The following is a 24,826-nucleotide window of genomic DNA, read 5'->3' as shown; positions in this document are numbered from 1 at the left end:
TAGTTCCGCGTGTAATTCCTGAAGCTTAACGGCATGAGTCATGCAAGGTAAACCATTCTCAACGCCGGCATTTCGTTGATGAGAGCTTTGGCCCATAATTGCCCCCTTTCCCGTCTTCCCAAAGGACCGACCGCCGTGGTCAAGCCGTTGCCTCGTCTGAGGCTGCAGGGGTTCAATAACCTCACCAAGGCGTTGAGCTTCAACATCTACGACGTCTGCTATGCACGTACCGAAGAGGAGCGTCAGCGCTACATCGAGTACATCGACGAGCAGTACGATGCGGACCGTCTGACCCAGATCCTGACGGATGTGGCCGAAATCATCGGCGCCAACATCCTCAATATCGCGCGTCAGGATTACGATCCACAAGGTGCGTCGGTGACGATCCTGATCTCGGAAGAGCCGGTGATCGACAAGAAGCAGGCCGGCAAGGAGCTCATCTCCGACGCCGTGGTTGCGCATATGGACAAGAGCCATATCACTGTCCATACATACCCCGAGACACATCCTCAGGAAGGCATCGCCACCTTCCGCGCCGATATCGATGTCGCCACGTGCGGCGTGATTTCGCCGCTGAAGGCGCTGAACTACCTGATCGAGAGTCTTGAGTCCGATATCGTGATCATGGACTACCGTGTCCGTGGCTTTACCCGCGATGTGAAGGGCAAGAAGCATTACATCGATCACAAGATCAACTCGATCCAGCACTTCCTCGCCAAGAACGTGAAGTCGCGCTACGAGATGTTCGACGTCAACGTCTACCAGGAAAATATCTTCCACACGAAGATGCATCTGAAAGATTTCGACCTGGATCAGTACCTGTTCGAAGAGCGTGCGAAGAACCTCTCGTTCAAGGAGCGCATGAAGATCGAAGCACTGCTCAAGCGCGAGATCGAAGAACTGTTCCACGGCCGCAATCTGAGCGAATAAGCGCAGCTTCGACCGTTGCGCCGCTGCTTGCAGCTGCGCAATCACATGACACGGCGGGACGGCCCGCCACGCGATGACCTCGCGTTCCATAGCCGACGGCGGCCCGGTGTGCAGACACCGGGTCGCTTTTTTTTTGTCCGTTTTTTCTGTGAGGAGTGATGTGATGCCCTGGATCTATCTGGTGTTGGCCGGCCTGTTCGAAATCGGCTTTGCCCTGGGACTCAAATACAGCGACGGCTTCAGCCGCCTGTGGCCGAGCGTGCTGACGATCGGCCTGGCCGGCGTGAGTCTGTGGTTCCTGACCCAGGCGCTGAAGACCATCCCGGTGGGCACCGGCTACGCCATCTGGACCGGCATCGGCGCACTGGGCGTGACCATCGCCGGGATCGCGCTGTTTGGCGACAGCGCCTCGTGGTCGCGGCTGGCCTGCATCGGCTTGATCGTGGCCGGCGTGATCGGTTTGAAGCTGGTGTCGTAGTTGTAGTCAGTCCCGCTTCGCAGGCCTGCCTCCCGAGGTTTGCTGCGCAAACCTTGGGCCCCACTCCGTCGCAGCCTATCCCCGCGCCTTTGGTGTGCCTCCCCAACAAAAGGGGGCTCTGCTTCAGTGGCGTGCGCCGAGGCATGCGCCGCGATTGGGTCAGGCTGCAGAGTCGTCGTCGGACACTCATACCGAAGTCGCCGTTGGCGTACACGGCATGGCGCGCGTCTCACTGTGCGATCTGCGTGGGGATGCACGCAAGATTCTGATCGCCAGCCGCCAGCCGCCAGCCGCCAATCCCCAATCCCCAATCCCCAATCCCCAATCCCCTAGAAACGGTAGGCGATGGTCTTCATCAGCTTGGAGGCCAGGGCCATCGCGCTGGGGATCGGTGGCGGCAGAATGCGTGCGCCGGCCTGCTCGGCGTGATCGGCGTGGCGTGCTTCGTCGATCTTCATCACGCGCAGGATCGCGCGGCTGCGCTGGTCGGTCTCCGGCAGGGTCTCCAGGTGTTCGTCCAGATGGGCTTCCACCTGCCGTTCGGTTTCCACCACAAAGCCCAGGCTCCAGTCGTCGCCACGCAGCCCGGCGACAGCGCCGAGCGCGTAGCTGCCGGCGTACCAGAGCGGGTTGAACAGGCTGGGGCGGCTCTCCAGCTCGCGTAGCCGGTCCGCGCACCAGGCCAGGTGGTCGGTCTCTTCCTGCGCGGCGGTGAGCAGATGCTGGCGGGTGTGGTCATCGCGCGCCACCGCGGCCTGGCCAAAATACAGGCCTTGCGCGCAGACCTCTCCGACGTGGTTGATCCGCATCAGCCCGGCGGCGTGCTGGCGTTGCGCAGGTGCCAGAGCGGCATCGGGAGTGTCGCCGGCGGGATTGGGGCGCTCGGCCGGCGGATTGCCGAACACCGTGTCCAGCGCGCGCTGGGCTTCGACCAGCAGGCGGTCGAGCGGGCTGTGCAGTCGGGAAGGGGGGATCTGGGTCATGTGGGGATTCTCGCCCCCGGTCGACGTGCTGCCAACCACTGCCGGCCATGTGATGCCTCGACTTGCGCCGCGGAGGGGCGTCCCGTACAATCCCGCCTCTTCTGTTTCGCCTTCACAACGCGTGGCAAAGTTCCAGCGGTCATTGCCGCTGCAATCCGCCCGACCACACTCAAGAGTTTTCTCATGACTACGTTCACCGCCAAGTCCGAGACCGTCCAGCGCGACTGGTATCTCGTTGACGCCGCCGGCAAGACGCTCGGCCGTCTGTCCACCGAATTGGCTCGCCGCCTGCGCGGCAAGCACAAGCCTGTTTACACCCCTCACGTCGATACCGGCGATTACCTCGTGGTAATCAACGCCGAGAAGATCGTGGTCACGGGTAACAAGCTGAAAGACAAGAAGTATCACCGCTTCACCGGCTACATCGGTAACTTGAAGACCGAGAGCCTGGAGCAGGCGCTGCAGCGCCACCCGGAGCGCGTGATCGAAATCGCCGTCAAGGGCATGCTGCCGAAGGGCCCGCTGGGCCGCACCATGTACCGCAAGCTCAAGGTCTATTCGGGTGCCGAGCATCCGCACGCCGCTCAGCAGCCGCAAGTTCTGGATATCTAATCATGGCTATCACGCAAAACTACGGCACTGGCCGCCGCAAGTCCTCCACCGCTCGCGTGTTCCTGCGCAAGGGTACCGGCAACATCACCGTCAACAACCGTCCGCTGGACGAGTTCTTCGGCCGTGAGACTGCGCGCATGATCGTGCGTCAGCCGCTGGAACTCACCAAGAACACCGAGAGCTTCGACATCCTGGTCACCGCCTCCGGCGGCGGCACCACCGGCCAGGCCGGTGCGATCCGTCTGGGCATCGCCCGTGCACTGGTCGAGTACGACGAAACCCTGAAGTCCGAGCTGCGCAAGGCTGGCTTCATGACCCGTGACGCCCGTGAAGTCGAGCGTAAGAAGGTCGGTCTGCACAAGGCGCGTCGCGCGACCCAGTTCTCCAAGCGCTGATCCATCGCGTTTGCTGCGTCCCGGTTCGCCGGGATGCTTCAAAAGCCCCGGCAATGCCGGGGCTTTTGTCGTTTTGGGCACGTCATTTTTTGGTCTGATTATTGGCGGCCGTTGTGTCATGCGGCGTGGTGCTGGTTTGGTCGAACGATCGGGCGTTTGCCTCCGTCATACGCATTTGGGTCTGTGTAAGGCTCGCCTTCTGTTCGACTGGGAGTAGCGGCATCGACGCCGTTTTGAGACTGATGCAGGCAAGTCACAAATCGGATGTGGCGAAGCGTGCCGCTCTGGGATAGCGGTTCTTGCTGGTTGCCGGTGTTGTGGAAATCTTGACGAGGTCGCCGCTGTGGGAGCGCACGTGGGCGCGATGTTTGTGATGGGCGTTACCTGGAAAGCTTCGTCGCGCGCTAGCGCGCTCCTATAGATGCTTGCTTGGCCCGCACTTCCGCGAGTAGCAGCTGTAACGTGGTGGAGCCGTTGCAGCGCGATCGTCGCGCACGAACCGGGTGCTCTAGCCGCGCTGCGGGTTTTCTGATTGCCGGTGTTGTGGCAGCCGTGTCCGCTTGCTTCGGTAGGAGCGCGCTTGAGCGCGATGGGGTTTTACTGGGAAAGCTTCATCGCGCGCGCGCTCCTACAGGCGCTTGCTCTGAACGTGCTTTCGCGCGTGTAAACACTTGCAACGCAGGTCTGTTGCGAGAGGCGATCTCGGTGAGAGCGGGTGCCGCTCTACGCCAGCACGCTGTCGTTTACGTGCAGCGGCGAGATGGCGCGCAACAAAAAAGGCCCGATCGTTAGATCGGACCTCTCGTGTTTGGCTGCCCCGGATGGATTCGAACCACCGAATGCCTGAGTCAGAGTCAGGTGCCTTACCGCTTGGCGACGGGGCAATATAAAACGTGTTGGTCCAAGAGTATCGCATGCCTGTGAGGGCCTGAACACCTTGGTGGCTATGGGTGGACTCGAACCACCGACCCCAGCATTATGAGTGCTGTGCTCTAACCGGCTGAGCTACATAGCCTAGGGAACCGCCAATTTTACGATGGGCGGAGATGTTGTCAAGCATTTCGTTTTCAGCTTGTGAGCCGGGCGTCGCCGTGGCAGAGTCGGTGACAGTAGATTTTCAGGAGTCCGCATCGTGATCGATCCGGACGGTTTCCGGCCAAACGTCGGCATTGTGCTGATGCGTGAGGATGGTCAGGTGTTCTGGGCACGACGTGTGCGCAGGGATGGCTGGCAGTTCCCGCAAGGCGGCATGAATACCGATGAGACTCCGGTGGAAGCCATGTACCGCGAGTTGCGCGAAGAAACCGGGTTGTTGCCCGAGCATGTGGAATTGCTCGGTGCTACCCCTGGTTGGCTACGCTATCGCCTACCCAGCCGGGCGGTGCGTCGCAACGAACGCCAGGTGTGCATCGGCCAGAAGCAGGTCTGGTTCCTGCTGCAGTTCACCGGCCAGGAATCGCACCTCAAGCTCGACCATACCGACAGCCCGGAGTTCGATCACTGGCGCTGGGTGGATTTCTGGTATCCGGTGGAGCACGTGGTGATGTTCAAGCGCGGCGTGTATGCACGTGCATTGCGTCATCTCGCGCCACTGGCCCAGACCGTGGCCGGGCCAGCAGCGGTGGGCGTGATGCCGCAGCGTGCGCTGGAAGCCTGGCTGCCGGGCAGCAGCGCTGCCGGCCACGACCGGCCGCGTAAGCGCCCACGTAAGCGCGGCGGGGTTTTGCCCGTGCGGATTAATAATGATTAACGTTTGGAATTGACACCTATTCTCGTTTGCGGTGCAATCAGTCCCGGTCTCCTCCGGACCGCCAGCACCTGACCGATACCGTGTACGTCTGCATCTGTAATGGGGTCACCGACCACCAGATCCGCGAAGCGGCCGAGAACGGCTGCGCCAGCCTTGCCGAGCTGACCATGCGCACCGGCTGTGGCTCCAACTGCGGGTCCTGTTTGGAAATGGCGGGCGATTTGCTGAGCCAGGCACATGCCAGCCGCACATTGCCCTTGCCGATGTTGGGATTCGCCAGCGCTGCCTGAGTCTGGTTGTTGGCGTAGGTGCTGAGGCGCCACGCTTGGAGGCAAGCGGCGCCTAATCCTCTGCGGCCATCGCGCTTGGTAATGCCATTGGTGGCTGCGGCGACAGCAGGCCAGCGAGTGACGCGCCAGCGGCGCGTTCCGCAACTGATCACGATTCGCGTTCCTTCATGCGCGGCGGCAACGCGTTAGAGTGCGGCCGGCTCACTGTCTCGGAGACATCGCATGAAGGGCGATACCAAAGTCATCGAGTACCTCAACAAGGTGCTCTACAACGAACTCACTGCGATCAACCAGTATTTTCTGCACGCCAAGATGCTGAAGAACTGGGGCCTGAAAGAACTGGCCGAGCATGAGTACAAGGAATCCATCGACGAGATGAAGCACGCCGACAAGCTGTCGGACCGCATCTTGTTCCTCGAGGGGCTTCCCAATTTCCAGGCGCTGGGCAAGCTGCGCATCGGCGAGAACCCGACCGAGATGTTCCGCTGCGATCTGGCGCTTGAGCGCGAGGCGGTCGTGGTGCTGCGCGAAGCGGTGGCCTATGCGGAGACCGTCAAGGACTACGTGAGCCGCCAGCTTTTTGTGGACATCCTGGAGTCCGAAGAAGAGCACATCGATTGGCTGGAGACCCAGCTGGATCTGGTGGCGCGTATCGGCGAACCGAATTATCTGCTGACCAAGCTGGACGACTGAACGCGCTGAGGGCAGCCGCAGCTCCTGCGGCTGCTGTGGTGAGTCGCTTGCGCGCGCGTGGCGTCTGCCCGTGCCCGCCTGCTGTTGCGGCTTCTCAACGTCGGTACCGTGGGCGCGATGATGACCAATGCAGGGGCGCATCGTTATCAACCTGTTGCTGACTTGCGCGCTCAAGCGCGCTTGCCCAGGACTGGCAAAGGCCAAGACGCGGTTGACGCCCGTTGAGAATTACGACGCTCGATTGAACAACTACGACGCTGCGATCTTGAGAGAGAGCTGCGCCACGCAGCCAACCAACCAGCAATCAGCCCGCAGCGCGACTGGCGGCTTGCAAACGTGTGACTTGGCCTAGCAGCGCCAGGCGGGCGCGGGCGTATTCGGCGATGACCAGGGCGACCATGACCGACGGGCGTTCGATGGTGCCGGTGCGTGCGGCCAGTTCGATGCGGCGGGCGGCGTTGGCCAGCGCCTGGGCGCCGACGTTGGCGCTGGAGGACTTCAGGGTGTGGGCCAGATCGCGCAGCTGCATGCTGTCGCGATTGCTGGCGGCCGCTTCCAGCCCTTCGATGATGCCGGGGGCGTCTTCCAGGAACAGCTGCAGGATGCGGATGGTGTCCGCGCCTGCTACTTCGTACAACTCGTCGATGACGCCGCTTTCCAGGATCGGCAGCGCGCGCGCTTGTGCGGCGCTGGCAGCGCTCTCGGCATCCGCGCTGGGGGCTCCGGTGCTTGGGCCTGGCAACAGGGCCTGGCGCGGCAGCCAGCGCTGCAGGCAGGCATCGAGCTGTTCGCGGGCGACCGGCTTGGAGAGATAGTCGTCCATGCCCGCGGCCAGGCAGCGTTCGCGGTCGCCGGCCATGGCGTTGGCGGTCATCGCCACGATCGGGATCGGGCGGCCACCGCTTTCGGTTTCCATGGCGCGCCAGCGGCGGGTGGCGGCATAGCCGTCCAGCACCGGCATCTGGCAATCCATGAAAACCATGTCGTAGCGGGTGGATTCCATGCTGCTCAGCGCGGCTTCGCCATCGGTGGCGGTGTCGGCCTCGAAGCCGAGCACGCCCAGCAGTTTTTGCGCGACCAGCAGGTTGACCGGGTTGTCTTCGACCAACAGGATGCGCACGTCGCGCGCGTGCGCCACTGGCGACGGCAGTGGCTCGGGGATCATCGCGGACGCCAGCGTGGGCGCCACGGGCGGCTTGGGCTCGGGTGGCAGCACCAGCGCGCGCAGGGTTTCGTCCGGGCTCTGGCGCGGCACCAGGGTGGCGTTGGCCTGCAGTTCGTCGGGCACCGGCTCGTCGCCGTAGAGCCAGATCAGCCGTGAGCCGCTAAGGTCTTCCGGCCGTGCCAGGGCGCGATGCACGGCGCGCGCGCTGTAGCGCAGCGTCTCGTGGTCGGCGATGACGCAGCGGAAGCCTTCGTCGTCGGTGTGGCGGCGCACGCGCTCCAGCGCTTCCTGGGTGGTTTCCATCAGCACGTGCGAGATGCCCCAGCTATCGAGCAGGCGCTTGAGCCGCTGCGACAGGCGTGCGTCGGAACTGATCACCATCACGCGTGCGGCGTCGGCGCCGGTGGTCTGTTGCAGGTCGCCGATGACCTTGAGCAGCGGGATCTCGAACCAGAACGTGGCGCCGCGACCGGGCTCCGATTCCACGCCGATGCGGCCGCCCATCAGGTCGATGATGCGTTTGCAGATGGCCAGGCCCAGCCCGGTGCCCCCATACAGGCGGGTGGTGGAGGCGTCGGCCTGGGCGAAGGAGCGAAACAGGCGCGCCTGCTGGTCCGCTGCGATGCCGATGCCGGTGTCGCGGACCTGGAAGCGCAGCAGGTGCTGGGCGCGGGTTTCGCCCAGGCGCCGCAGCTGGATGTCCACGCTGCCGCGTTCGGTGAACTTGATGGCGTTGCCGATCAGGTTGCCCAGCACCTGCCGCAGCCGGATCGGGTCGCCGCGCACCAGCAGGCGCACCGACGGTTCGATGTCCAGGCCCAGGCGCAGTTGCTTGCCTTCGGCGGTGCGCTGCATCAGCTGGGCGACACCGTCGAGCAGCTCGCGCAGGTTGAAGGTGGTGATTTCCAGTTCGAGCTTGTTCGCTTCGAGCTTGGAGTAATCGAGAATGTCGTCGACGATGCGCAGCAGCTGCAGCGAGCTGCCGGTGGCGGTCTGCAGCATGTCGCGTTGGTCCAGGCTGAGCTGGCCACGCGAGATCAGCTCCAGCATCGGGATGATGCCGTTGAGCGGGGTGCGGATCTCATGGCTCATGGTGGCCAGGAATTCGCCCTTGGCCAGCGAGGCGGCTTCGGCGGCCTGCTTGGCGCGCAGCAGTTCCTGTTCCAGTTCGCCGTGGCGCTGCAACTCCTGCTGCATGCGCGCTTGCGCAGTGTTGGTGTCGTCGAGCTGGCGGGTGAGTGCGCCCAGTGCGCGGCTGGCGCGATAAGCAGCAACAGCGGTACAGATGCCGCAAACCAGCGCGAGCACGCTGGCAGCGGTGGTGACGCTCCCCCATGGCCCTGCGATGCCAAGCCACTGCAACGCTGCAGCGGATGCTGCAACCAGTGCGGCGAGGGTGACCAGCGTGCTCCAGCCGCGAAGGCCTCCTGCCCGCGCCGCCACTCAGAGCACCGCGTTCGTGAAGTCGAAGTCCAGTTCCTTGCCGACCGTCTGCACCAGGTTGCCCTGGATGAAGTCCACGCCGCTCATCCACATGGCGGCGGCGGCCTGCGGATCTTCGATGCGCTGGCCGATGATCAGCAGGCCGCGCTGGTGCGCGATGTCGATCACCCCGCGCAACTCGTCGCGCACGGCCGCGTTGCCGTGTGCATCGGCGAAGCGGTTGGCCATGCGCACGAAGCTCAGCGGCAACTGGCTGAGCAGTGCGTTGGCTTCATCGCCGGGTTCGAACTGGCTCAGGCAGAACTGCACGCCGGCCGGCATCAGGCGGGCACAGAACTGCTGCACGGTGACGGCGTGGATCAGCGCATCGTCCAGGCGCAGGTCCACGATCAGCGACTGCCCGGCCACGCCACGCTCGGTGATGGCCTTGAGCAACCAGTCGGCGAAGGCGTCGCGCGCCAGCGTGCGCGGCGATTGCGAGACGAACAGCCGCAGCGGCGGGCTGGCGTGCTGGTACAGATGCAGCAGGCCGAGCGCGTGATCCATGACCTGCTGGTCGAGATCGGCGATACGCCCGGCCGCTTCGGCGGCCGGGATGACCTGACCGGCCGACAGCAAGGTGCCGTCGGCCTGGCGCAGCCGCAGCAGCACCTGGTATTGCGCGGTATCGCCACCGGCCACGGCCACGATCGGCTGGTAGGCCAGTTCGAGCTGGCCTTCGACCAGGCGCAGTTGTTCCTGTTGCTCGGCCTGGCTGGGCGCCAGATAGGTCTGCACGCCGTCGCTGCGCAGGCGGGCCTGCAGTGCGGTGCGCTCGACCGCTTCCAGCGCGCTGCCGGTATCGTCGAAGCCCAGGCCGAGCGGTGCGGCACCGATAGCGCAGCGCACATGCACGGATTCTTCTTCGCGCACCGGGAAGGCATGCGCAGACAGGCGTTGGCGGATCTCCAGCGCGTACGCTTCCAGGCCGGCTTCGTCCATCTCCACGCCCAGCAGCAGAAAGCTGTTGTCGTTGAGGCGCGCCAGCGGATACGGCTGGGCGACGCTGGCCAGGCGATGGCCGGCCTGGGTCATCAGGCGTTCGTAGGCGGCGTAGCCATAACGCTCGCGCAAACCGAGCGCGCTGGCGATTTCGATGAAAAACAGGCCGCCGCTCTGCTTGCGTGCCAGTGCATCGGCGAGCAGTTCCATGACGTGGCCGCGCGTGGGTAGCCCGGTTTCCGGATTGCTGCGCACGCTGACCTGTTCGCCGGCCTGCTGCAGCGCCTGCTGGCGCGCGCGCCGGATGCGGTTGGACACCGCGGCGATCAGGTGACGGGGGCGGATCGGCTTGGTCAGGAAATCGTCCGCGCCGCTGTCGAGCACTTCGAACTGGCGCTCCGGATCCGGGTCGCCGGTGAGGAAGACGATCGGCAACAGCTGCTGGCCGGGTTGCTGGCGGATCAACGTGGTCAACCGGATGCCATCGAGCTCGGGCATGTGCAGATCCATCAGGATCAGGTCCGGGTGATAGTCCTGGATCGCCTGCGGCACGCTGGCGGCGGTCATTTCGACCTGCGCATGCATGCCGGCGCCGTGCAGCACGCTCTGGGCGAACAAGGCCTGCGAGCGGTCGTCCTCGACGATCAGCACGCGATAGGGCGCGTCGGCAGCGACATTGACATTGTCAGCGCCATTGCCGCCAGCTGGCTGCGCGGCAGCGGCCGGCGCAGGTGCGCTGGAGGCTGCGCTGCGCGGCAGGCTGGCAGCGGCTTGCTGGACCGGTGGCGTGACGTTGGCCACTGCGGCAAGCGCGGGGGCGGGAATGATCGTGGCGCTCACCGGCTCGGCGTTGTCGGCGGATGCGGCGTCGTCGGCCCAGCGGCGCCAATAGTCGGCCGGCGGGGTTTCAGCGCGCAGCGCGCGGTTACGTGTCGCGGTGTCGTCACGGGTGGAAGGAACCGGATCTCGGGCGGCCATCGATACTCCCTGCAGTCGCGATGATTATGCGATGAACTTCACGATAGCGGGGAGCGGCGTACAGCCGATGTCGAGGCGGCGCGTAGCGGCGCCACCAATCGGTGCACGCCACGCCACAACAGGCGCCACACCCAGACCACCACCAGCGCGGCCAGCAGGCTGCTGCCCACCGCCACGCTCAACGCCAGCCACGGGTGCGCCACTGCCAGGGCGAGCGCGGCGGCGGTGAGGGTGTCTTCGGCCAGCGAGGCGATCCAGTTGCTGGCCGGCTCGGGCGAGGTGTTGAGCAAGGCCCGCGTGCCGGCCTTGAGGGTGTGGCTGGTCAGTGCCACGCCCGCGCCGGCCGCCAATGCGCCGGTAGCCAGATCGCCGTCTGGCGACAGCGTGGCCGCGGCCAGGAAGGCGCCGGCCGGCACCCGCGCCAGGGTCTGCAGCAGATCCCAGCCCGAATCCACGCCGGGGATCTTGTCGGCGAAGAACTCCGCCACCGCCAGGGCGCCGGAAGTGCCCAGCACCCACCACGATTGCGCGGGCACCAGGGCCGGTGGCAGTTCGATCCAGCCGAGCAGGCCGGCCAACCCGACCCCGAACACGGTGAGATAGACGCGGATGCCCGCCAGCCAGGCCAGCAGGATGCCGATGACGAACAGATGGGCCTCGCTCATGGCGTTGCTCCACGCAAAGGATGCGGAACTATCGGATAACGGCCGGCCGGGCGCCAGCGTGAGGGCCGGCGATGCTCTGGCACACTACGCCGCCGATCACAGACCGGCCCGTCCGGAGCCCACGCCCATGAGACCTACCGCGCGCGTTCAAATCGTTCCACGCGATGCCGGCAGCCCCAGCTCCGGCCGGCCCTGGCTGTGGGCGGTGCTGGTGATCGTGTGGCTGGCCTCGCTGGGTGGGGTCTGGTGGATGGCCAGCCGCACCGCCGCGCCGCGCCTGGTCGAGGCCGAAGCCGGCCTGCAGCAGGCCCAGCGCGTGCAGGCCGAGCAGCGCCGCCAGATCGAGCAACTGCAGCAGCGGCAGGTGAATCTGGCGATGTCCGACAAAATCAGTCGCGCTGCCAACACCGAGGTGCAGGCCTCGCTGGCCGAGCGCGACGAGCAGATTGCCGCGCTGCGCGCCGACGTAGCCTTCTACGAGAGGCTGGTGGGCTCCACCGCGCAGCGCAAGGGGCTCAATGCGCATTCGGTGCAGTTCACTGCCGAAGCCGGCGGCACCTGGAATTACAGCGTGGTGCTCACCCAGAACCTCAACCGCGGCGCGATCAGCCAGGGGCAGCTGCGCTTTGCGGTGGAAGGCGTGCGCGCCGGCAAATTGGTTACGGTGAGCTGGAACGAGCTGCACCAGAAGCCCGATGCAGCCGGCCAGCCGTATTCGTTCCGCTATTTCCAGCAGTTGGACGGCAGCGTGATCCTGCCGAAGGATTTCACCCCGCAACGTGTCAAAATCTCTCTGAGCGGCGATGGGGCGCCGGTCAATCAGACATTCGATTGGAAAGTCGCCGGCAACGGCGCGGGGGAGTAGCTCATGTTCGGAAACAAGTCCAACCGTGGCGCGCAGACCGTGGTCGATACCTTGATCGGACCACAGGTGGTCATCCGCGGCGACCTGACCTTTAGCGGTGGCCTGTATGTGGAAGGCCGCATCCTGGGCAAGGTGATTGCCGAGGACGGCGCCAGTGCCATCCTGACCGTGGCCGAGCAGGGCTGCATCGAAGGCGAAGTGCGCGCACCGGTGGTGATCATCAACGGCCAGCTGACCGGCGACGTGCATGCCGCCGAGCGGGTAGAACTGGCCGCCAATGCGCGCGTGCAGGGCAATGTGCACTACCAGGTGGTGGAAATGAGCGCCGGTGCGCAGCTGACCGGGCGGCTGATCCATGCCGCTGCCGCCGGTGCCACTGCTGCCTTGCCGGCCCCGGAACCCAGCCGCGCCGCCGAGCCGGTCAAGGCCCTGCAGGCCGAAGCGGCCGACGCCTGAGCGCAGCGCCAGCGGCCCCGGGCGCCGGATCCGGGCGCCCCGGCTTGAAGTGGGGGCTCCTGGCCCTCATGCTGACGCCATGAGTACGCTCGTTTCGCTTCCCACTGCCGCCCCGGCGCCGGACTACCAGTCCATCGACCGGCCGCTGAACTTCTCCAATGCCGCTGCCGCCAAGGTGCGCGAGCTGATCCAGGAGGAGGGCAACGCCGAGCTGGCGTTGCGTGTGTATATCCAGGGTGGCGGGTGTTCCGGCTTCCAGTACGGCTTCGAGTTCGATGAGAACCGCGCCGAGGACGACCTGGCCGTGGCCACCGACGGCGTCACCCTGCTGGTGGATCCTTTAAGCCTGCAGTACCTGATGGGCGCCGAGGTGGACTACACCGAAAGCCTGACCGGTGCGCAGTTCGTGATCCGCAATCCCAACGCCAAGACCACCTGCGGCTGCGGCAGCAGCTTCAGCGTCTGAACGCATCCCGGCGCTAGCCGGGGTTGGGTCGGTGCGATGGTTGCGGGCGTTGCCGATTGTCGGCAGGCTTGCGCCGATGTCAGAGCCTCTTTTTTCGTTGTCTGCTTTTGCCTTCACGCATGCGCCGCTCGATCGCGGCGACGTGTTGCGTGACGATCCCGACGCGATTGCGCGTCTATGGCCCACGGGCCGCGTGTTGTTGATCGATGCCAAGGGCACGGCCGCTGCCGATGCCCAGGGCCAGCCGTTGCTCAGCGACGGCGCCGCCCTGGCCGATGCGCCGGGCGCGGCGATCTTCCTGGGCCTGCGCGATGGGGTGGGCTGGTTCGCCCTGGCGGCCGAGCAGGTAGCCACGGAGCTGCCGCACCGCGTGGACCTGCGCCAGGCCGCCGCCGATTGGCCGGCCGAGCTGTCCACTGCGTTTTCCTATGGGCGGGCGATGCTGCACTGGCAATCGCGCACCCGCTTTTGCGGCGTGTGCGGTGGGGCGATCGCGTTCCGCCGTGCCGGCTTCATTGCGCATTGCACGCAATGCCAGACCGAACACTACCCCCGTGTGGACCCGGCGATCATCGTTGCGGTTAGTGACGGGCAGCGCCTGTTGCTCGGGCGGCAAGCCAGCTGGGCGCCGCGGCGCTATTCGGTGATTGCCGGCTTCGTGGAGCCGGGCGAATCGCTGGAGCAGACCGTGGCGCGCGAAGTGTTCGAAGAGACCCGGGTGCAGGTCCAGGGCTGCCAGTATCTGGGCGCGCAACCGTGGCCGTTTCCCGGTGCCTTGATGCTGGGCTTTGCGGCAACGGCCGCACCCACCGAACTGCCGCAGGTCACTGGCGAGCTGGAAGACGCGCGCTGGGTTTCGCACGCGGAGATCGGCGCTGCATTGGCCGGCGAATCGGGCGACACCGGTATTGGCCTGCCGCCGGCTATCTCGATCGCGCGTGCGTTGATCGAGCACTGGTACCGCACGCATGGCTGAGCGCGCCCACCACGCCTGCGAGTTGCTGAACGCCCGCGATTGCGGTGCACCGCGGCATTACGTGCGCAGCACCGGCGCGCGGCTCACGCACGCCGGTTGCGCCCGCTCAGCTAGACTCGGCTGAGGAGGCCCGCCCATGTTTACCACCCTGGTTGCCGTCATCGTTGCGCTCGCGCTGGGGCATGTGCTGCCTGCCCAGGTGGTGCGGCTGCGCCGTTTCGAGTGGTTTGCGCAGTGGCTGCGCCGGCTGGACAGCTACGCAGCCGGGCGCGGTGCGTGGCAGGGCCGCTACGGCGTGCTGCTGGCCTTGCTGCCAGCCCTGGCAGTGGTGCTCCTGCTGCAGTGGCTGCTGGACGATGTGTGGCACGGATTTCTGGCCTTGCTGTTCGGCGTGGCCGTGCTGGCCTGGACCTGGGGCCCGCGCGATCTGGACCGCGATGTGGAAGCGGTGATCGACGCCGATGAGCCGGCGCTGCGGCGCGAGGCCATTTCGCACCTGCAGGCGGCCGGCGGCAGCGTGCACGAAGATGCGCCATCGCTGGTGGAAGCGGTGGTGGTAAACGGCCTGCGCCGCTGGTTTGCGGTGTTGTGGTGGTTCCTGCTGCTGGGGCCGTTCGGCGCGGTGCTGTACCGGCTCACTGCGTTGGCAGTGGAAAGCCCCGTGTCGGTCTTGTTGCCGCCCCGCAACCTGGCCGGCGCGCGCTGGTTGCTGGCCGCGCTGGAATGGCCGGTGGCGCAGTTGATGACGGTGTCGATGGCGCTGGTGGGTAACTTCGACACGGTGTTCCGCGCCTGGCGCGAAGCGCATGGCAATCGCTGGTCGCTGGAGCCGCATTTTCTCGGTGCTGTGGCGCGTGCCAGCGTCAGTGCCGAGCTGCGCGAGGAAGCGCACGACTACACTGATTCGGGCCTGGTGCCGGTCTGGCGCCGCCTGCCCGAAGTGCGCGATGCAATGAGCCTGGTCTGGCGCGTGTTGCTGCTGTGGATGGTGATGCTGGCGCTGTTGGTGATTGCCGGTTGGGTGCGCTAAGCGGTGCGTGCATTGCTATTTGTGAGCACTGCAGAATCTGCGCGTAACGACTTAGAGCAGCTATCAAAACGACTGCGCAGCCGCCTGACAACTGCTCGCTACGTTTTGTTAGCCGCTCTTAATAAAGCATCAACCGATCACGCAGCTGTTCTCTGTCGAGGCCTGCATGCGATTCGAACATCGCGTTCAATTTGCAGAGTTGTTGGAGCAACGATCCGATCAGAGGCGATCTGTTAGTCGTTGCTGCAACCAGTAATCGAAAGCTCAAGCGCATCTTCTTTGACATCAGCGAAGATCCGGCTTCCATCAGTAAACTGGATAACGAGTTCGCTGGATCGGTGGCGCCAGACCGTTTGAACAATCTTTCCTGCGACATGCACGGTCGCGCGGTCTGCTTCTTCTTCAAGCGTCACTGCGTCGTCCTTTCCGTCCTAGCCAGGTGCCAGCAGCGTAAACGGGTACCACGGCAGATTCCGGGCGACCCAATACGTGGGCAGCGCCCACAACCAGAACTTCGGTTCCGACATCACTGCCACTACCGGGGCGAACCAGCGGGCGCGCCAGCCGGCTTTCCAGGCGATCAGGCCGGGCAGGGTGAACAGGCCGAGCACGGCGGCGGGGTTCATGGCGAAGGCGCCGGGCAGATCGAAATGCACCAGCGCATACAACGCGCGGGTCATGCCGCAACCGGGGCAGTAGCACCCGGTGACGGCGCGGAACATGCAGGGCGGGAACGGGCTGTTGCTCGCGTTCGGGTCGAAGCGATACAGCAGCGACACGCCGACGGCGGCCACGCTGGTGGCCGCCCCCAGTCCAAGCCAGTGGCATGGACGCAGCTCCATTACTGCATGTGCTGCAACTGCTGCATGTAGTCCATGTAGCCCTGCATGCCACCGGTGGCAACCATGCCGATGTTGATCAGCAGGCCGATACCGGCCAGCACGGAGGTCACGATGCACCAGGTCTTGGCGGTGTTGGAGGCACGACGCGCGCCGTCGATGTCGCCCTGGTTGAGCAGGTTGTTGACCTTGCTGGCGAACACGATCGCCACGATGCCGGAGATCAGCGCCGGGCAGCACAGGCAGAAGCCGATCACGGTGGACACGATGGCCCAGATCAGGTGATTGGGAACCGGGCCGGGCGCGGCGGTGGACGGGGTATGGATCGGCGGTGGGACGGCACTCATGGTGAAGCTCCTTGGGTGGTGATGAATCCAGCGGTGAAACAAGACACGGTGATCAATGGGCCGGCACCGAAGCGACGTCCCTGGCCGCAGTCAAGCGAACGCGAGCGTGGGCACCATGCGCGCCGTCCGTGACTGGCACAGGCAGCGACCGCCGGCCAGGACCTGCGCCTGCGGCATGACATGTGGACACACGGCACTTCCCCCTTGCTGCGACCTGCTCTCTGCGCGCCGCGGGCAGCGGCGCGAAACGTGCGATGGCGCACAGGCTACTCGCCGGGCGCGGCGGACGCAAAGCCAGCGCCCGCCAGTGCCGGGCACGCATGCGCCCTGGCCGTCAGGCGTGCTCCTGGCGTAGCGCACGTACCCGCTGTTCGAGCAACGCGGCGCTGGCCTGATCGCCGGCAATCGCCGGGCCGGCCACCACTTCGATCTGCGCCCGCATCCGCCGCGGCACGCGCATGCGGCCCAGGCGGGTGTCGCGCCGGCTCCACATGCTCGACCACATGCCGCGCAGCGCCATCGGGATCACCGGCACCTGGCGCCGCTCGAGAATCTTTTCCACACCCGATTTGAACGGCGCGATCTCGCCGTCCTTGGTCAACGCGCCTTCGGGAAAGATGCAGACCAGCTCGCCGTCGGCCAGCGCCGCATCGATGCGGTCGAAAGCCTGCTGCATGAGTGCCGGGTCTTCGCGCGCGCCGGCGATCGGGATGGCCTTGGCGGTGCGGAAGATCCAGCGCATCACCGGGATGCGGAAGATCTTGTAGTACATGACAAAGCGCACCGGGCGCGGAATCACCGCCGAGAGGATCAGCGCGTCCATGTAGCTGACGTGGTTGCACACCAGCAGTGCGGCGCCTTCGTCGGGCACGTGGCGATCGATCTCGTGCGCACGCAGCCGGTACAGCACGCTCACCAGCACCCAGCTGAGGAAGCGCATCAGGAATTCGGGCACCAGGGTGAAGATCCACAGCGCCACCAGCGTATTGGCGATTGCCAGCGCCAGGAACACCTGCGGAATGCTCAACCCCGGCAGCGGAATGCGCACCCCGAACAGCACCAGCTGCGGCAGCTGCAGGGCGATGCCGATGATGGCCGCGGCGACGATGAACAACGAATTCTGGATGTTGAGCCCGGCGATCACGCGCGACAGCTCGGCCTTGGGCGTGCGGCTCTGGATCAGCGCGAACAGCGGCACCACGAACAGGCCGGTGAACAGGCCGATGCCGACCAGGTCCACGATCAGCCGCACGCTGCCGGCCTGCTGCACGAACTGGCCGATCGACAGGTCGCTTGCCAGCGCCGCACCCGGACGCGCGAAATACAGATCCAGCAGGAACGCGCTGATGCCGAAGGCGCCCAGCGGCACCAGGCCGATTTCCACGGTGCGCCCAGACAGCCGCTCGCACAGCAGCGAGCCGACGCCGGTGCCGATCGAAAACAGCGCCAGCGCGAACACGTACAGGTCCTGCTGGCCGCCGAGATTGAGCTGCGCATAGGTGGGAAGCTGCGCGGTCAGCACGGTGCCAATGAACCAGAACCACGACACCCCGAGCACCGCGTTGCGCACCGCCGGCGTGCGCCGGGTCAGGCGCATGATCGCGCGCGATTCGGGGATGGGGTTCCAGTTGATGGTCAACTCCGGCGCACCGGCATCGACCTTGGGCACCAGCCGCGCGACCAGGTTGCCGGTGACGGCAATGGCAATGACTGCGGTGGCAGCGGCCACCGGGCCGTGGCTGCCGGCGATCTGGAAGATCAAGCCGCCGAAGATCATGCCGCACAGGATCGAGATCGAGGTGCCCATCTCGACCAGGCCATTGCCGCCGGTGAGTTCCTCGGGTTTCAGCACCGAGGGCAGGATCGAATACTTCACCGGCCCGAACAGCGTGGATTGCAGGCCGGTGCAGAACAGTGCGATCAGCAGGATCACCATGTTCTCGGTGATGAAGCCCACCGCGGCCAGCGACATGATCGCGATCTCCATGGTGGTGGTGATCACGATGAGTTTCTGCTTTTCCAGTTTCTCGGCGATCTGCCCGGCCAGGGCGGAGAACAGGAAATAGGGCAGGATGAACAGCGCCGGCGCCAGATTCGTGTAGAGCGTGCGTTGCGCCGCGTCGATGCCCAGGTAGAACAGCAGCCCGATGATGGCTTGCCGGTAGACGTTGTCGTTGAAGGCGCCCAGCGCCTGCACGGTGAAAAACGGCAAAAAGCGGCGCTGCCTGAGCAGGGCGAACTGACTGTGACCGGACATGCGGACTCCTTCGCGACGCGCGCAGCCTAGCAGGCTTCAGCGCCGGGCTGGGAGCGCCCGCTGCGGCTCAGCGCATCGGGCGTCGCGCCGGGCGCTGCTGCTCCACCTGCGCGCGCAGCAGGGCGATGAAGGCGCGCGTGGCCGGGGTGGGGTCCGGCCGCCAGACCGCATAGGTGAGGAAGCGGAAGTGTTCCTTCAGCGCCAGCGCCACCACGCCACGCATGGCGCCGGCCATGGTCTGCGGCACGATGCCCACGCCCAGCCCGGCGGCGACCAGCTCGCGTACCAGATCGGCATGGGTGACTTCGTATTGCAGGCGCTGGTGCAGGCCGACCTGGTCGAAGGCCGCGTCGATGATGCCGCGCACGCCGGCGCCGGGAATCAGCCCGGCCATCGGCTCGTCGTCCAGCTCGGCCAATGCCACGCGCTTGCGGCTGGCGAAGCGGTGGCCGGGGGCGACGATCAGCGCCAGTGCTTCTTCGTGCAGCAGCAGGCGCTGCTCCGGCACCACCACCTGCGGACCAACGCCGACCAGGGCCAGGTCCAGCCGGCCTTCGCGCAGGTCGTGCAGCAGGGCGTCGCTCATGGCCGTGCGCAGGTGCACATCCACGTGCGCATGTGCGCTGCGGAAGCGGTGCAGCAGCGCCGGCACCTGCACCGTGGTGAGCGAGGAGATCTGCCCCAGCGTGAGCCGGCCGCGCACGGTGCCCAGCGCCTGGGCCATTTCTTCATGCAGGCGCTCGGCCGCGCGCAGCGTCTGCCGCGCGTTGTGCAGAAACACCTCGCCGGCGGCGGTGGGGCGCACCTGGCGGGTGCCGCGCTCGAACAGACGCGCCCCCAGCAGCTCCTCGATCTTGGCGACCTGGTGGCTGAGCGCGGATTGCACGGTGTTGCAGCGGCGCGCGGCCGCAGTGAAGCCGCCTTCGTCGGCCACCGCCACGGCGAACTCCAGCTGGCGCAGGGTCAACATGCGATCTCGAAAAAAGATGGGAGCGGTGAAAACAATACATTGGAAAGATGGCCCTGTGCCGACCACACTGCGCCCCATCCACTTCACACTAGGTTGCTGCCATGACGTCGGAACCGATTTCCCACCCACCGCCGCCGCGCCGGCTGGTACTGCTGATGGCCGCGGCCACCGGCCTGGCCGTGGCCAGCAATTACTACGCGCAACCGCTGCTGGAGACACTGGCGCAGGCGTTCCAGATCCAGGTGCGCACCGCCGGGGCGGTGGTGACCGCCGCGCAGCTGGCCTACGCGGCCGGCCTGTTGCTGCTGGTGCCGCTGGGCGACCGGCTGGAGCGGCGCGGGTTGATCGTGGGATTGTTTGTGCTCAGTGCGTTGGGCCTGCTGGTGAGCGCGGCCTCGCACAGCTTCGGCATGTTGCTGGCCGGCACGATCGTCACCGGTGCCAGCTCGGTGGCGGCGCAGATTCTGGTGCCGTTCGCGGCCACCCTGGCCGCCCCGCAGGAGCGCGGGCGGGTGATCGGCACGGTGATGAGCGGGCTGTTGCTGGGCATCTTGCTGGCCCGCACCGCCGCCGGGCTGCTGGCCGGCGTTGGTGGCTGGCACACCGTGTACTGGATTGCCGCGGCTCTGCTGCTGCTCACCGCCGGCCTGTTGTGGCGGGGGCTGCCGCGCCATCCAGGCAATGCGCAACTGTCGTATCCGCAGTTGGTGGGCTCGGTGCTGACGCTGCTGCGCGAGGATGCGGTGCTGCGTTCGCGCTCGGTGCTGGGTGGGCTGCTGTTTGCCGGCTTCAGCATGTTCTGGACCACGCTGGCGTTCCTGCTGTCCGGGCCGGGTTATGGCTACGGCACTGCGGTGATCGGTTTGTTCGGCCTGATCGGTGCCGCCGGCGCGTTGGCGGCCAACCGCTCCGGGCACTGGTCCGATCATGGGCACGGCGACCGCGTCAGCTGGGGCGGGCTGGTGATGCTGCTGCTGTCGTGGGGGCTGCTGGCCTTCGCACCGCACTCGATCGTGTTGCTGATCATCGGCGTGCTGTTGCTGGATATCGCGGTGCAGGGCGTGCATATCGCGAACCAAAGCGTGATCTATCAGCGCAATCCGCATGCACGCAACCGCATCACCTCTGCGTATATCACCTGCTATTTCATCGGTGGCGCGGTGGGCTCCACCTTGGGCACTGCGGCGTATGCGCAGGCCGGCTGGAACGGGGTGGTGATCGGCGGCGCCGTACTGGCGTTGGCGGCGCTGGGCTGGGTGGCACTCAGTGTGGCGCGTGGTAGCTGGAAGTAAGCGCAGCGATCAAAACGACTGCGCAGCCGCCAGGCGGGCGCGGCCGGTGCTCGGAATCGGCATGTACCCCCATACATTCCGGTTCCTCCGCGCCCACCTGACGGCTGCTCGCGACGATTTGTTAGCCGCTCTAAGTGCAGCAGCAGATGGGTGAGTGTTGCAGATGCGTGTGGTCTGCAATGGCAGCGGTGCGCGCGAGGGGCACCGCTGAAATACGTTTGATCGTTTGACGCAGGCCTCTCGTGTGGGGCCACCTGCTGACGACATGGCAGAGACGGCGGTGTGCCGATCGCGCACTGCCTGGAGCTTAAGCGCCCTGCAGCGCCTTGGGCGCGGTGGCCTCGACCGGGGCGGCGGTGACCGCCACCGCTGCGGCGCGGAGCTTGGGCAGCAGGCGCAGGGTCAGCGCCAGTTGGTCACGCACCAACCGCTGTTTGGGTGGAAGTTGCACGGCGTGCTGCTCGAGTGCATCGGCCATGGCCAGTTCTTCGGTTTCATCGTGCACAGGTAGCACCTGGCGCAGGCTGAGTGCGTTGGCGATCTCGCCGAGTGTGCGCTGCAGGTAATCGCCGGCCTGTGCAATGCCGGCGTCGTGTTCGCCATCGAGCGCGGCCCGGTGCGCGCCCAGCGCCGACAGATACCCCAACAGCGTGTTGGACAACGCCAGAAAGCGGAAGCCCGCGTCCAGGTTGCGGCGGTAGCGGCCGGGTTCGCGCAACATGTTCGATAGCGCCACCGACAACGCGGCGTCGGCGTTGTGCATGTCGCGCCGGGCGATGCGGTACGGCAGATCATCACGCATGCCGCTGGCGTACTGCTCCAGCACCTGCGCCAGATAGCGCGCGCAGCTGGCCAGCACGGTGGCCATCACCTGGTTGAGGCGGCGGCCTTGCCAGTCCGGCAGGATCAGGAACGAGGCGGCAGCGGCAATGGCGCAGCCGATCACGGTGTCGATCAGGCGCGGCCAGATCAGCACGAAGCCATCGCCGAGCAGGTTGAAGCAGAACAACGCCATCACCGTGATGCCGGCGGTGGCCAGCATGTAGCGGTCGGTGCGGGTGATGAAGAAGATCAGCGCCGCGGCCAGTGCGAGCAACAACTGCACTTCGGTGCCGGGGAACAACTGCATCAACGCCCAGGTGGCGATCAGGCCGATCAAGGTGCCGGCAATGCGTTGCACCAGCCGTAGCCGCGTGGCGCCGTAATTGGGCCGGCACACGAACGCGGTGGTGAGCAGGATCCAGTACCCGTTGTCGGCATGGATCGATTGCATGACCGCGTAGCCCACCACCAGCGCGATCGCCATGCGCAGGCCGTGGCGAAACAGCACCGAGCCGGGCGTGAGTTGCTGGCCGAGGCGAGCGGCCATCTCGCGCACGGTGTGCGGCGAGGAATCGCGCAGGCGGGTGTCGAGGTTGTCGCTGGTGGAATCGAATTGCGCCGCTTCGGACAGCCGCCGCTCGATGGTCTGCAGGTTGGTGACCAGCAATTCCAGCGCGCCGAGCAGGCGGGTGAGCGCGGGGTCGGCGCGGGCGTGCAGGTAGTCCAGCGACTGGCGCAGATCGTCGGTGGCCAGCCGGCTGTGATCGCCGTAATCAAACGGCTGGCGCAGCCGGATTGCCTCACCCAGCGCGGCGCAGGCCTTGCCCTGCAGCGCGAGCAGGCGCTGGCAGCGGTACAGCACATCGCTGTGGAAGAACGCGTCGGTCAGCGCTTCGTACGGGTAGTGCGAGGAGCTGGCGCGTTCGTGGAATTCCTGCGCCATGTAGTACAGCCGGAAGTACAGCCCGGACTGCACGCCCGGCCGGCCGGAGCGGCCGAAGCGGCTCATGATGGCGGTCTTGGCCGCGTTGAGCGCGCCCACCACCTTGGCGTTCTGTTCGGCCAGCGCCAGCCGGCGTGCATGCAGGTCGCTTTGCCGCACCGGTTCGAACAGGTCGGCCTTGAGCGTGAGATAGCGGCCCAGTTCGAAGAACAGCCGCGACAGCCGCTCGCGCACCGGGCGATTGGCGAACAGGATGGTCCACAGGATCGACAGCACGCCGTACCAGGTGGCGCCGCCCAGCAGCAGCGCTGCGCCATGCCAGGCGATACTCGGATCGTGGCTGCCGTGCTGGTCCATGCCGATCATGGCGTAGATCGACAAGGCCACCGTGGCCTGCGCGATCGAAGCGTAGCGCTCGCCCAGTGCGCCCAGCAGGGTGAGCGAGAAGGTGGCCACGGCCATGCCGGTCACGAACGCCAGCGGATACGGGAACAGCACCACCACCGCGGCTGCAGCCGCAGCGAAGCACAGCAGCGAGAGCAGCACCGATTTGCTGCGGCCCAGCCAGTTGTCGTCGGTCTCGGCGATGGCGCTGGCGATCGCGCCCAGGAACAGCGCCGGCACCGCGGTGAGCTGCTGCCAGTGCCAGCACACGCCCATGGCCACCGCCAGCGCGATGAACACACGCAGGCCATAGCTGGCCTTTTCATGGGCCCACAGGCGGCTGAGGCGGGATTCGAACGAAGTGGTGGCCACGGTCTCTGAAGGGCAAGCGTGCCCAGGCATTATTGCCGCAGGCACGCGCCGCCGGTGTGCAGGCCGGCTAGTCCTTTGTCAGTAGGCGGCGTGGCCGCCGCCGCTGCACGCCATGCATCAGGTCTTCGCGTCGCGCTCGCGGGCGATCGCGCGCCAGCCGATGTCGCTACGCTGGAAGGCGCTGGCCCAGTGAATCGGCTGCAGGCCGGCGTAGGCGGTGCGTTGCGCATCCAGCACGCTGTCGCCCAGCGCGGCCACGCACAGCACGCGGCCACCGGCACTGACCACCTCGCCTGCGGCATTGAGCGCCGTGCCGGCATGGAAGACCTTGGCGCTAGCCGGCACCGCGTCCAGGCCGGTGATGACCTCGCCGGTGACCGGGGTTTCCGGGTAGGGCTTTGCGGCGATGACCACGCCCAGCGATGGGCGCGGGTCCCACTGCACCTGCGCGGTGTCGAGGGTGCCGTCGATGGCCGCTTCCACCAGATCCACCAGATCCGATTGCAGGCGCAGCATCACCGGCTGGGTTTCCGGGTCGCCGAAGCGCACGTTGAATTCGATCACCTTGGGCGCGCCGTGCGCATCGATCATCAGCCCGGCGTAGAGGAAGCCGGTGAACGGCACGCCGTCGGCGATCATGCCCTGCACAGTCGGCTCGACCACCTCGCGCATCACCCGCGCATGCACCTCGGGCGTGACCACCGGCGCCGGCGAATACGCGCCCATGCCGCCGGTGTTGGGGCCGGTGTCGCCATCGCCGACGCGCTTGTGGTCCTGGCTGGTGGCCATCGGCAAGGCGTGTGTGCCGTCGACCATCGAGATGAAGCTAGCTTCTTCGCCGTCCAGAAATTCCTCGATCACCACGCGTGCGCCGGCATCGCCGAACGCATTGCCCGAGAGCATGTCGCGCACCGCGTCTTCGGCCTCGCTCAGCGTCATCGCCACGATCACGCCCTTGCCGGCGGCCAGGCCATCGGCCTTGATCACGATCGGTGCGCCCTTCTCGCGCACGTAGGCCAGCGCGGCGTCCACCTCGGTGTGGACCGCGTAATAGGCGGTGGGAATGCCGTGGCGGGCCAGGAAGTCCTTGGCGAACGCCTTGCTGCCTTCCAGCTGCGCGGCCTTGGCGGTGGGCCCGAAGATGCGCAGGCCAGCGGCATGGAAGCGGTCGACCACGCCCAGCACCAGCGGCACTTCCGGGCCGACCAGGGTGAGCGCAACGGCCTCGCGCTGTGCCAGCGCCAGCAGACCGTCCAGGTCATCGACCTTGATCGCCTCGTTGCGGCACTTGGCTTCGGTGGCGGTACCGGCATTGCCCGGTGCGACCAGCACCTCGCTCACGCGCGCGGACTGCGCGATCTTCCAGGCCAGGGCATGTTCACGGCCGCCGGAGCCGATGACGAGGATTTTCAAGAGGGCTGCTCGCTAGTACGGGGGAAAGGGG

24 protein-coding genes, 2 tRNA genes and 1 other RNA gene are annotated in these 24,826 nt (G+C 66.1%); 14 read left to right on the top strand and 13 right to left on the bottom strand.

The features are described from left to right. The first annotated feature begins 135 nt into the window (after positions 1-135). Together speD and QRM89_RS09845 are read left to right on the top strand one after the other, a co-directional pair. Positions 136-930, top strand: a complete 795-nt coding sequence (gene speD / locus QRM89_RS09850) for an adenosylmethionine decarboxylase (protein ID WP_042597304.1) — start codon at positions 136-138, stop codon at positions 928-930. Positions 931-1,093: 163 nt separating this feature from the next. Next, positions 1,094-1,408, top strand: coding sequence for a multidrug efflux SMR transporter (locus QRM89_RS09845; RefSeq protein WP_011035726.1), 315 nt, complete (start codon positions 1,094-1,096; stop codon positions 1,406-1,408). 329 nt (positions 1,409-1,737) lie between these two features. On the opposite strand, the gene coq7 is transcribed toward QRM89_RS09845, so the two are convergent. Beyond that, a complete protein-coding gene (gene coq7, locus QRM89_RS09840; protein ID WP_011035727.1) occupies positions 1,738-2,391 on the bottom strand; it encodes a 2-polyprenyl-3-methyl-6-methoxy-1,4-benzoquinone monooxygenase in 654 nt (217 codons plus the stop codon). Positions 2,392-2,574: 183 nt separating this feature from the next. Here coq7 and rplM point away from each other — a divergent pair, with 183 nt between their 5' ends. Beyond that, a complete protein-coding gene (rplM, locus tag QRM89_RS09835; protein WP_003483082.1) occupies positions 2,575-3,003 on the top strand; it encodes a 50S ribosomal protein L13 in 429 nt (142 codons plus the stop codon). Between the two features lie 2 nt (positions 3,004-3,005). Further along, entirely contained in the window at positions 3,006-3,398 is a 393-nt protein-coding gene (rpsI, locus tag QRM89_RS09830) for a 30S ribosomal protein S9 (RefSeq protein WP_011035728.1), read from the top strand. An 809-nt stretch (positions 3,399-4,207) separates the two neighbouring features. Here rpsI and QRM89_RS09825 read toward each other — a convergent pair. Continuing rightward, positions 4,208-4,282 (bottom strand) — tRNA-Gln (locus QRM89_RS09825). 54 nt (positions 4,283-4,336) lie between these two features. Further along, a tRNA-Met gene (locus QRM89_RS09820) sits at positions 4,337-4,413 on the bottom strand. A 117-nt stretch (positions 4,414-4,530) separates the two neighbouring features. Between QRM89_RS09820 and QRM89_RS09815 the strand changes: the two genes are divergently transcribed. The 3 genes from QRM89_RS09815 to bfr all read left to right on the top strand — a co-directional run bounded on the left by QRM89_RS09815 (position 4,531) and on the right by bfr (position 6,131). Then, complete coding sequence (locus QRM89_RS09815; protein WP_011035729.1) at positions 4,531-5,148, top strand: RNA pyrophosphohydrolase; 618 nt, start codon at positions 4,531-4,533, stop codon at positions 5,146-5,148. A gap of 80 nt (positions 5,149-5,228) precedes the next feature. Further along, positions 5,229-5,438, top strand: coding sequence for a (2Fe-2S)-binding protein (locus QRM89_RS09810; protein WP_042597299.1), 210 nt, complete (start codon positions 5,229-5,231; stop codon positions 5,436-5,438). 222 nt (positions 5,439-5,660) lie between these two features. Beyond that, positions 5,661-6,131 (top strand): bacterioferritin, encoded by a 471-nt coding sequence (bfr, locus tag QRM89_RS09805; RefSeq protein ID WP_011035731.1) that lies wholly within the window; start codon positions 5,661-5,663, stop codon positions 6,129-6,131. 304 nt (positions 6,132-6,435) lie between these two features. Here bfr and QRM89_RS09800 read toward each other — a convergent pair whose 3' ends face one another. From QRM89_RS09800 to QRM89_RS09790, 3 genes are read right to left on the bottom strand one after another with little or no spacing between them, the layout of a single operon-like run. Further along, positions 6,436-8,700, bottom strand: a complete 2,265-nt coding sequence (locus QRM89_RS09800) for an ATP-binding protein (protein WP_285447970.1) — start codon at positions 8,698-8,700, stop codon at positions 6,436-6,438. A gap of 39 nt (positions 8,701-8,739) precedes the next feature. Beyond that, a complete protein-coding gene (locus QRM89_RS09795) occupies positions 8,740-10,698 on the bottom strand; it encodes an EAL domain-containing response regulator (RefSeq protein WP_285447912.1) in 1,959 nt (652 codons plus the stop codon). A gap of 38 nt (positions 10,699-10,736) precedes the next feature. After that, the gene (locus tag QRM89_RS09790) at positions 10,737-11,363 is read right to left on the bottom strand and encodes a DUF4126 domain-containing protein (RefSeq protein ID WP_011035734.1); all 627 of its coding nucleotides are present in this window, start codon (positions 11,361-11,363) and stop codon (positions 10,737-10,739) included. Between the two features lie 127 nt (positions 11,364-11,490). Here QRM89_RS09790 and QRM89_RS09785 point away from each other — a divergent pair, with 127 nt between their 5' ends. From QRM89_RS09785 to QRM89_RS09765, 5 genes are all read left to right on the top strand, one after another. Next, entirely contained in the window at positions 11,491-12,228 is a 738-nt protein-coding gene (locus tag QRM89_RS09785) for a DUF6776 family protein (protein WP_116891132.1), read from the top strand. A gap of 3 nt (positions 12,229-12,231) precedes the next feature. After that, positions 12,232-12,684: a polymer-forming cytoskeletal protein gene (locus QRM89_RS09780; protein WP_011035736.1), complete on the top strand. Its 453-nt coding sequence runs from the start codon at positions 12,232-12,234 to the stop codon at positions 12,682-12,684. Positions 12,685-12,763: 79 nt separating this feature from the next. Next, complete coding sequence (erpA, locus tag QRM89_RS09775; RefSeq protein WP_011035737.1) at positions 12,764-13,150, top strand: iron-sulfur cluster insertion protein ErpA; 387 nt, start codon at positions 12,764-12,766, stop codon at positions 13,148-13,150. A 76-nt stretch (positions 13,151-13,226) separates the two neighbouring features. Next, the gene (gene nudC, locus QRM89_RS09770; RefSeq protein WP_285447911.1) at positions 13,227-14,126 is read left to right on the top strand and encodes an NAD(+) diphosphatase; all 900 of its coding nucleotides are present in this window, start codon (positions 13,227-13,229) and stop codon (positions 14,124-14,126) included. A gap of 136 nt (positions 14,127-14,262) precedes the next feature. Continuing rightward, positions 14,263-15,156, top strand: coding sequence for a membrane protein (locus tag QRM89_RS09765; RefSeq protein WP_012437204.1), 894 nt, complete (start codon positions 14,263-14,265; stop codon positions 15,154-15,156). A 233-nt stretch (positions 15,157-15,389) separates the two neighbouring features. On the opposite strand, the gene QRM89_RS09760 is transcribed toward QRM89_RS09765, so the two are convergent. The 5 genes from QRM89_RS09760 to QRM89_RS09740 form a co-directional block, all read right to left on the bottom strand. Then, on the bottom strand, positions 15,390-15,569 hold the full coding sequence (locus QRM89_RS09760; protein WP_076053453.1) for a hypothetical protein: 180 nt from the start codon (positions 15,567-15,569) through the stop codon (positions 15,390-15,392). Between the two features lie 18 nt (positions 15,570-15,587). Continuing rightward, positions 15,588-15,998: a DUF2752 domain-containing protein gene (locus QRM89_RS09755; protein ID WP_273677322.1), complete on the bottom strand. Its 411-nt coding sequence runs from the start codon at positions 15,996-15,998 to the stop codon at positions 15,588-15,590. Continuing rightward, positions 15,998-16,342, bottom strand: coding sequence for a CD225/dispanin family protein (locus QRM89_RS09750; RefSeq protein ID WP_014509198.1), 345 nt, complete (start codon positions 16,340-16,342; stop codon positions 15,998-16,000). The genes QRM89_RS09755 and QRM89_RS09750 overlap by 1 nt, the downstream gene beginning before the upstream one ends. A gap of 334 nt (positions 16,343-16,676) precedes the next feature. Beyond that, positions 16,677-18,599: an MFS transporter gene (locus QRM89_RS09745; RefSeq protein ID WP_115007246.1), complete on the bottom strand. Its 1,923-nt coding sequence runs from the start codon at positions 18,597-18,599 to the stop codon at positions 16,677-16,679. A 67-nt stretch (positions 18,600-18,666) separates the two neighbouring features. After that, positions 18,667-19,569, bottom strand: coding sequence for a LysR family transcriptional regulator (locus QRM89_RS09740; RefSeq protein ID WP_285447910.1), 903 nt, complete (start codon positions 19,567-19,569; stop codon positions 18,667-18,669). 101 nt (positions 19,570-19,670) lie between these two features. On the opposite strand from QRM89_RS09740, the gene QRM89_RS09735 reads away from it, so the two are divergent. Together QRM89_RS09735 and QRM89_RS09730 are read left to right on the top strand one after the other, a co-directional pair. Then, a complete protein-coding gene (locus tag QRM89_RS09735; RefSeq protein WP_285447909.1) occupies positions 19,671-20,861 on the top strand; it encodes an MFS transporter in 1,191 nt (396 codons plus the stop codon). A 61-nt stretch (positions 20,862-20,922) separates the two neighbouring features. Further along, a non-coding RNA gene (locus QRM89_RS09730) (sX9 sRNA) lies at positions 20,923-20,988 on the top strand. Between the two features lie 180 nt (positions 20,989-21,168). Here the strand turns inward: QRM89_RS09730 and yccS are convergent. Continuing rightward, complete coding sequence (yccS, locus tag QRM89_RS09725) at positions 21,169-23,382, bottom strand: YccS family putative transporter (protein ID WP_285447908.1); 2,214 nt, start codon at positions 23,380-23,382, stop codon at positions 21,169-21,171. Between the two features lie 117 nt (positions 23,383-23,499). Next, on the bottom strand, positions 23,500-24,795 hold the full coding sequence (gene purD, locus QRM89_RS09720; RefSeq protein WP_285447907.1) for a phosphoribosylamine--glycine ligase: 1,296 nt from the start codon (positions 24,793-24,795) through the stop codon (positions 23,500-23,502). Between the last annotated feature and the right edge of the window lie 31 nt (positions 24,796-24,826).

The sequence above is a fragment of the Xanthomonas sp. LMC-A-07 genome, assembly GCF_030208825.1.
Lineage (GTDB): Bacteria > Pseudomonadota > Gammaproteobacteria > Xanthomonadales > Xanthomonadaceae > Xanthomonas > Xanthomonas campestris.
This window is presented reverse-complemented; position numbering and strand designations above follow the sequence as displayed.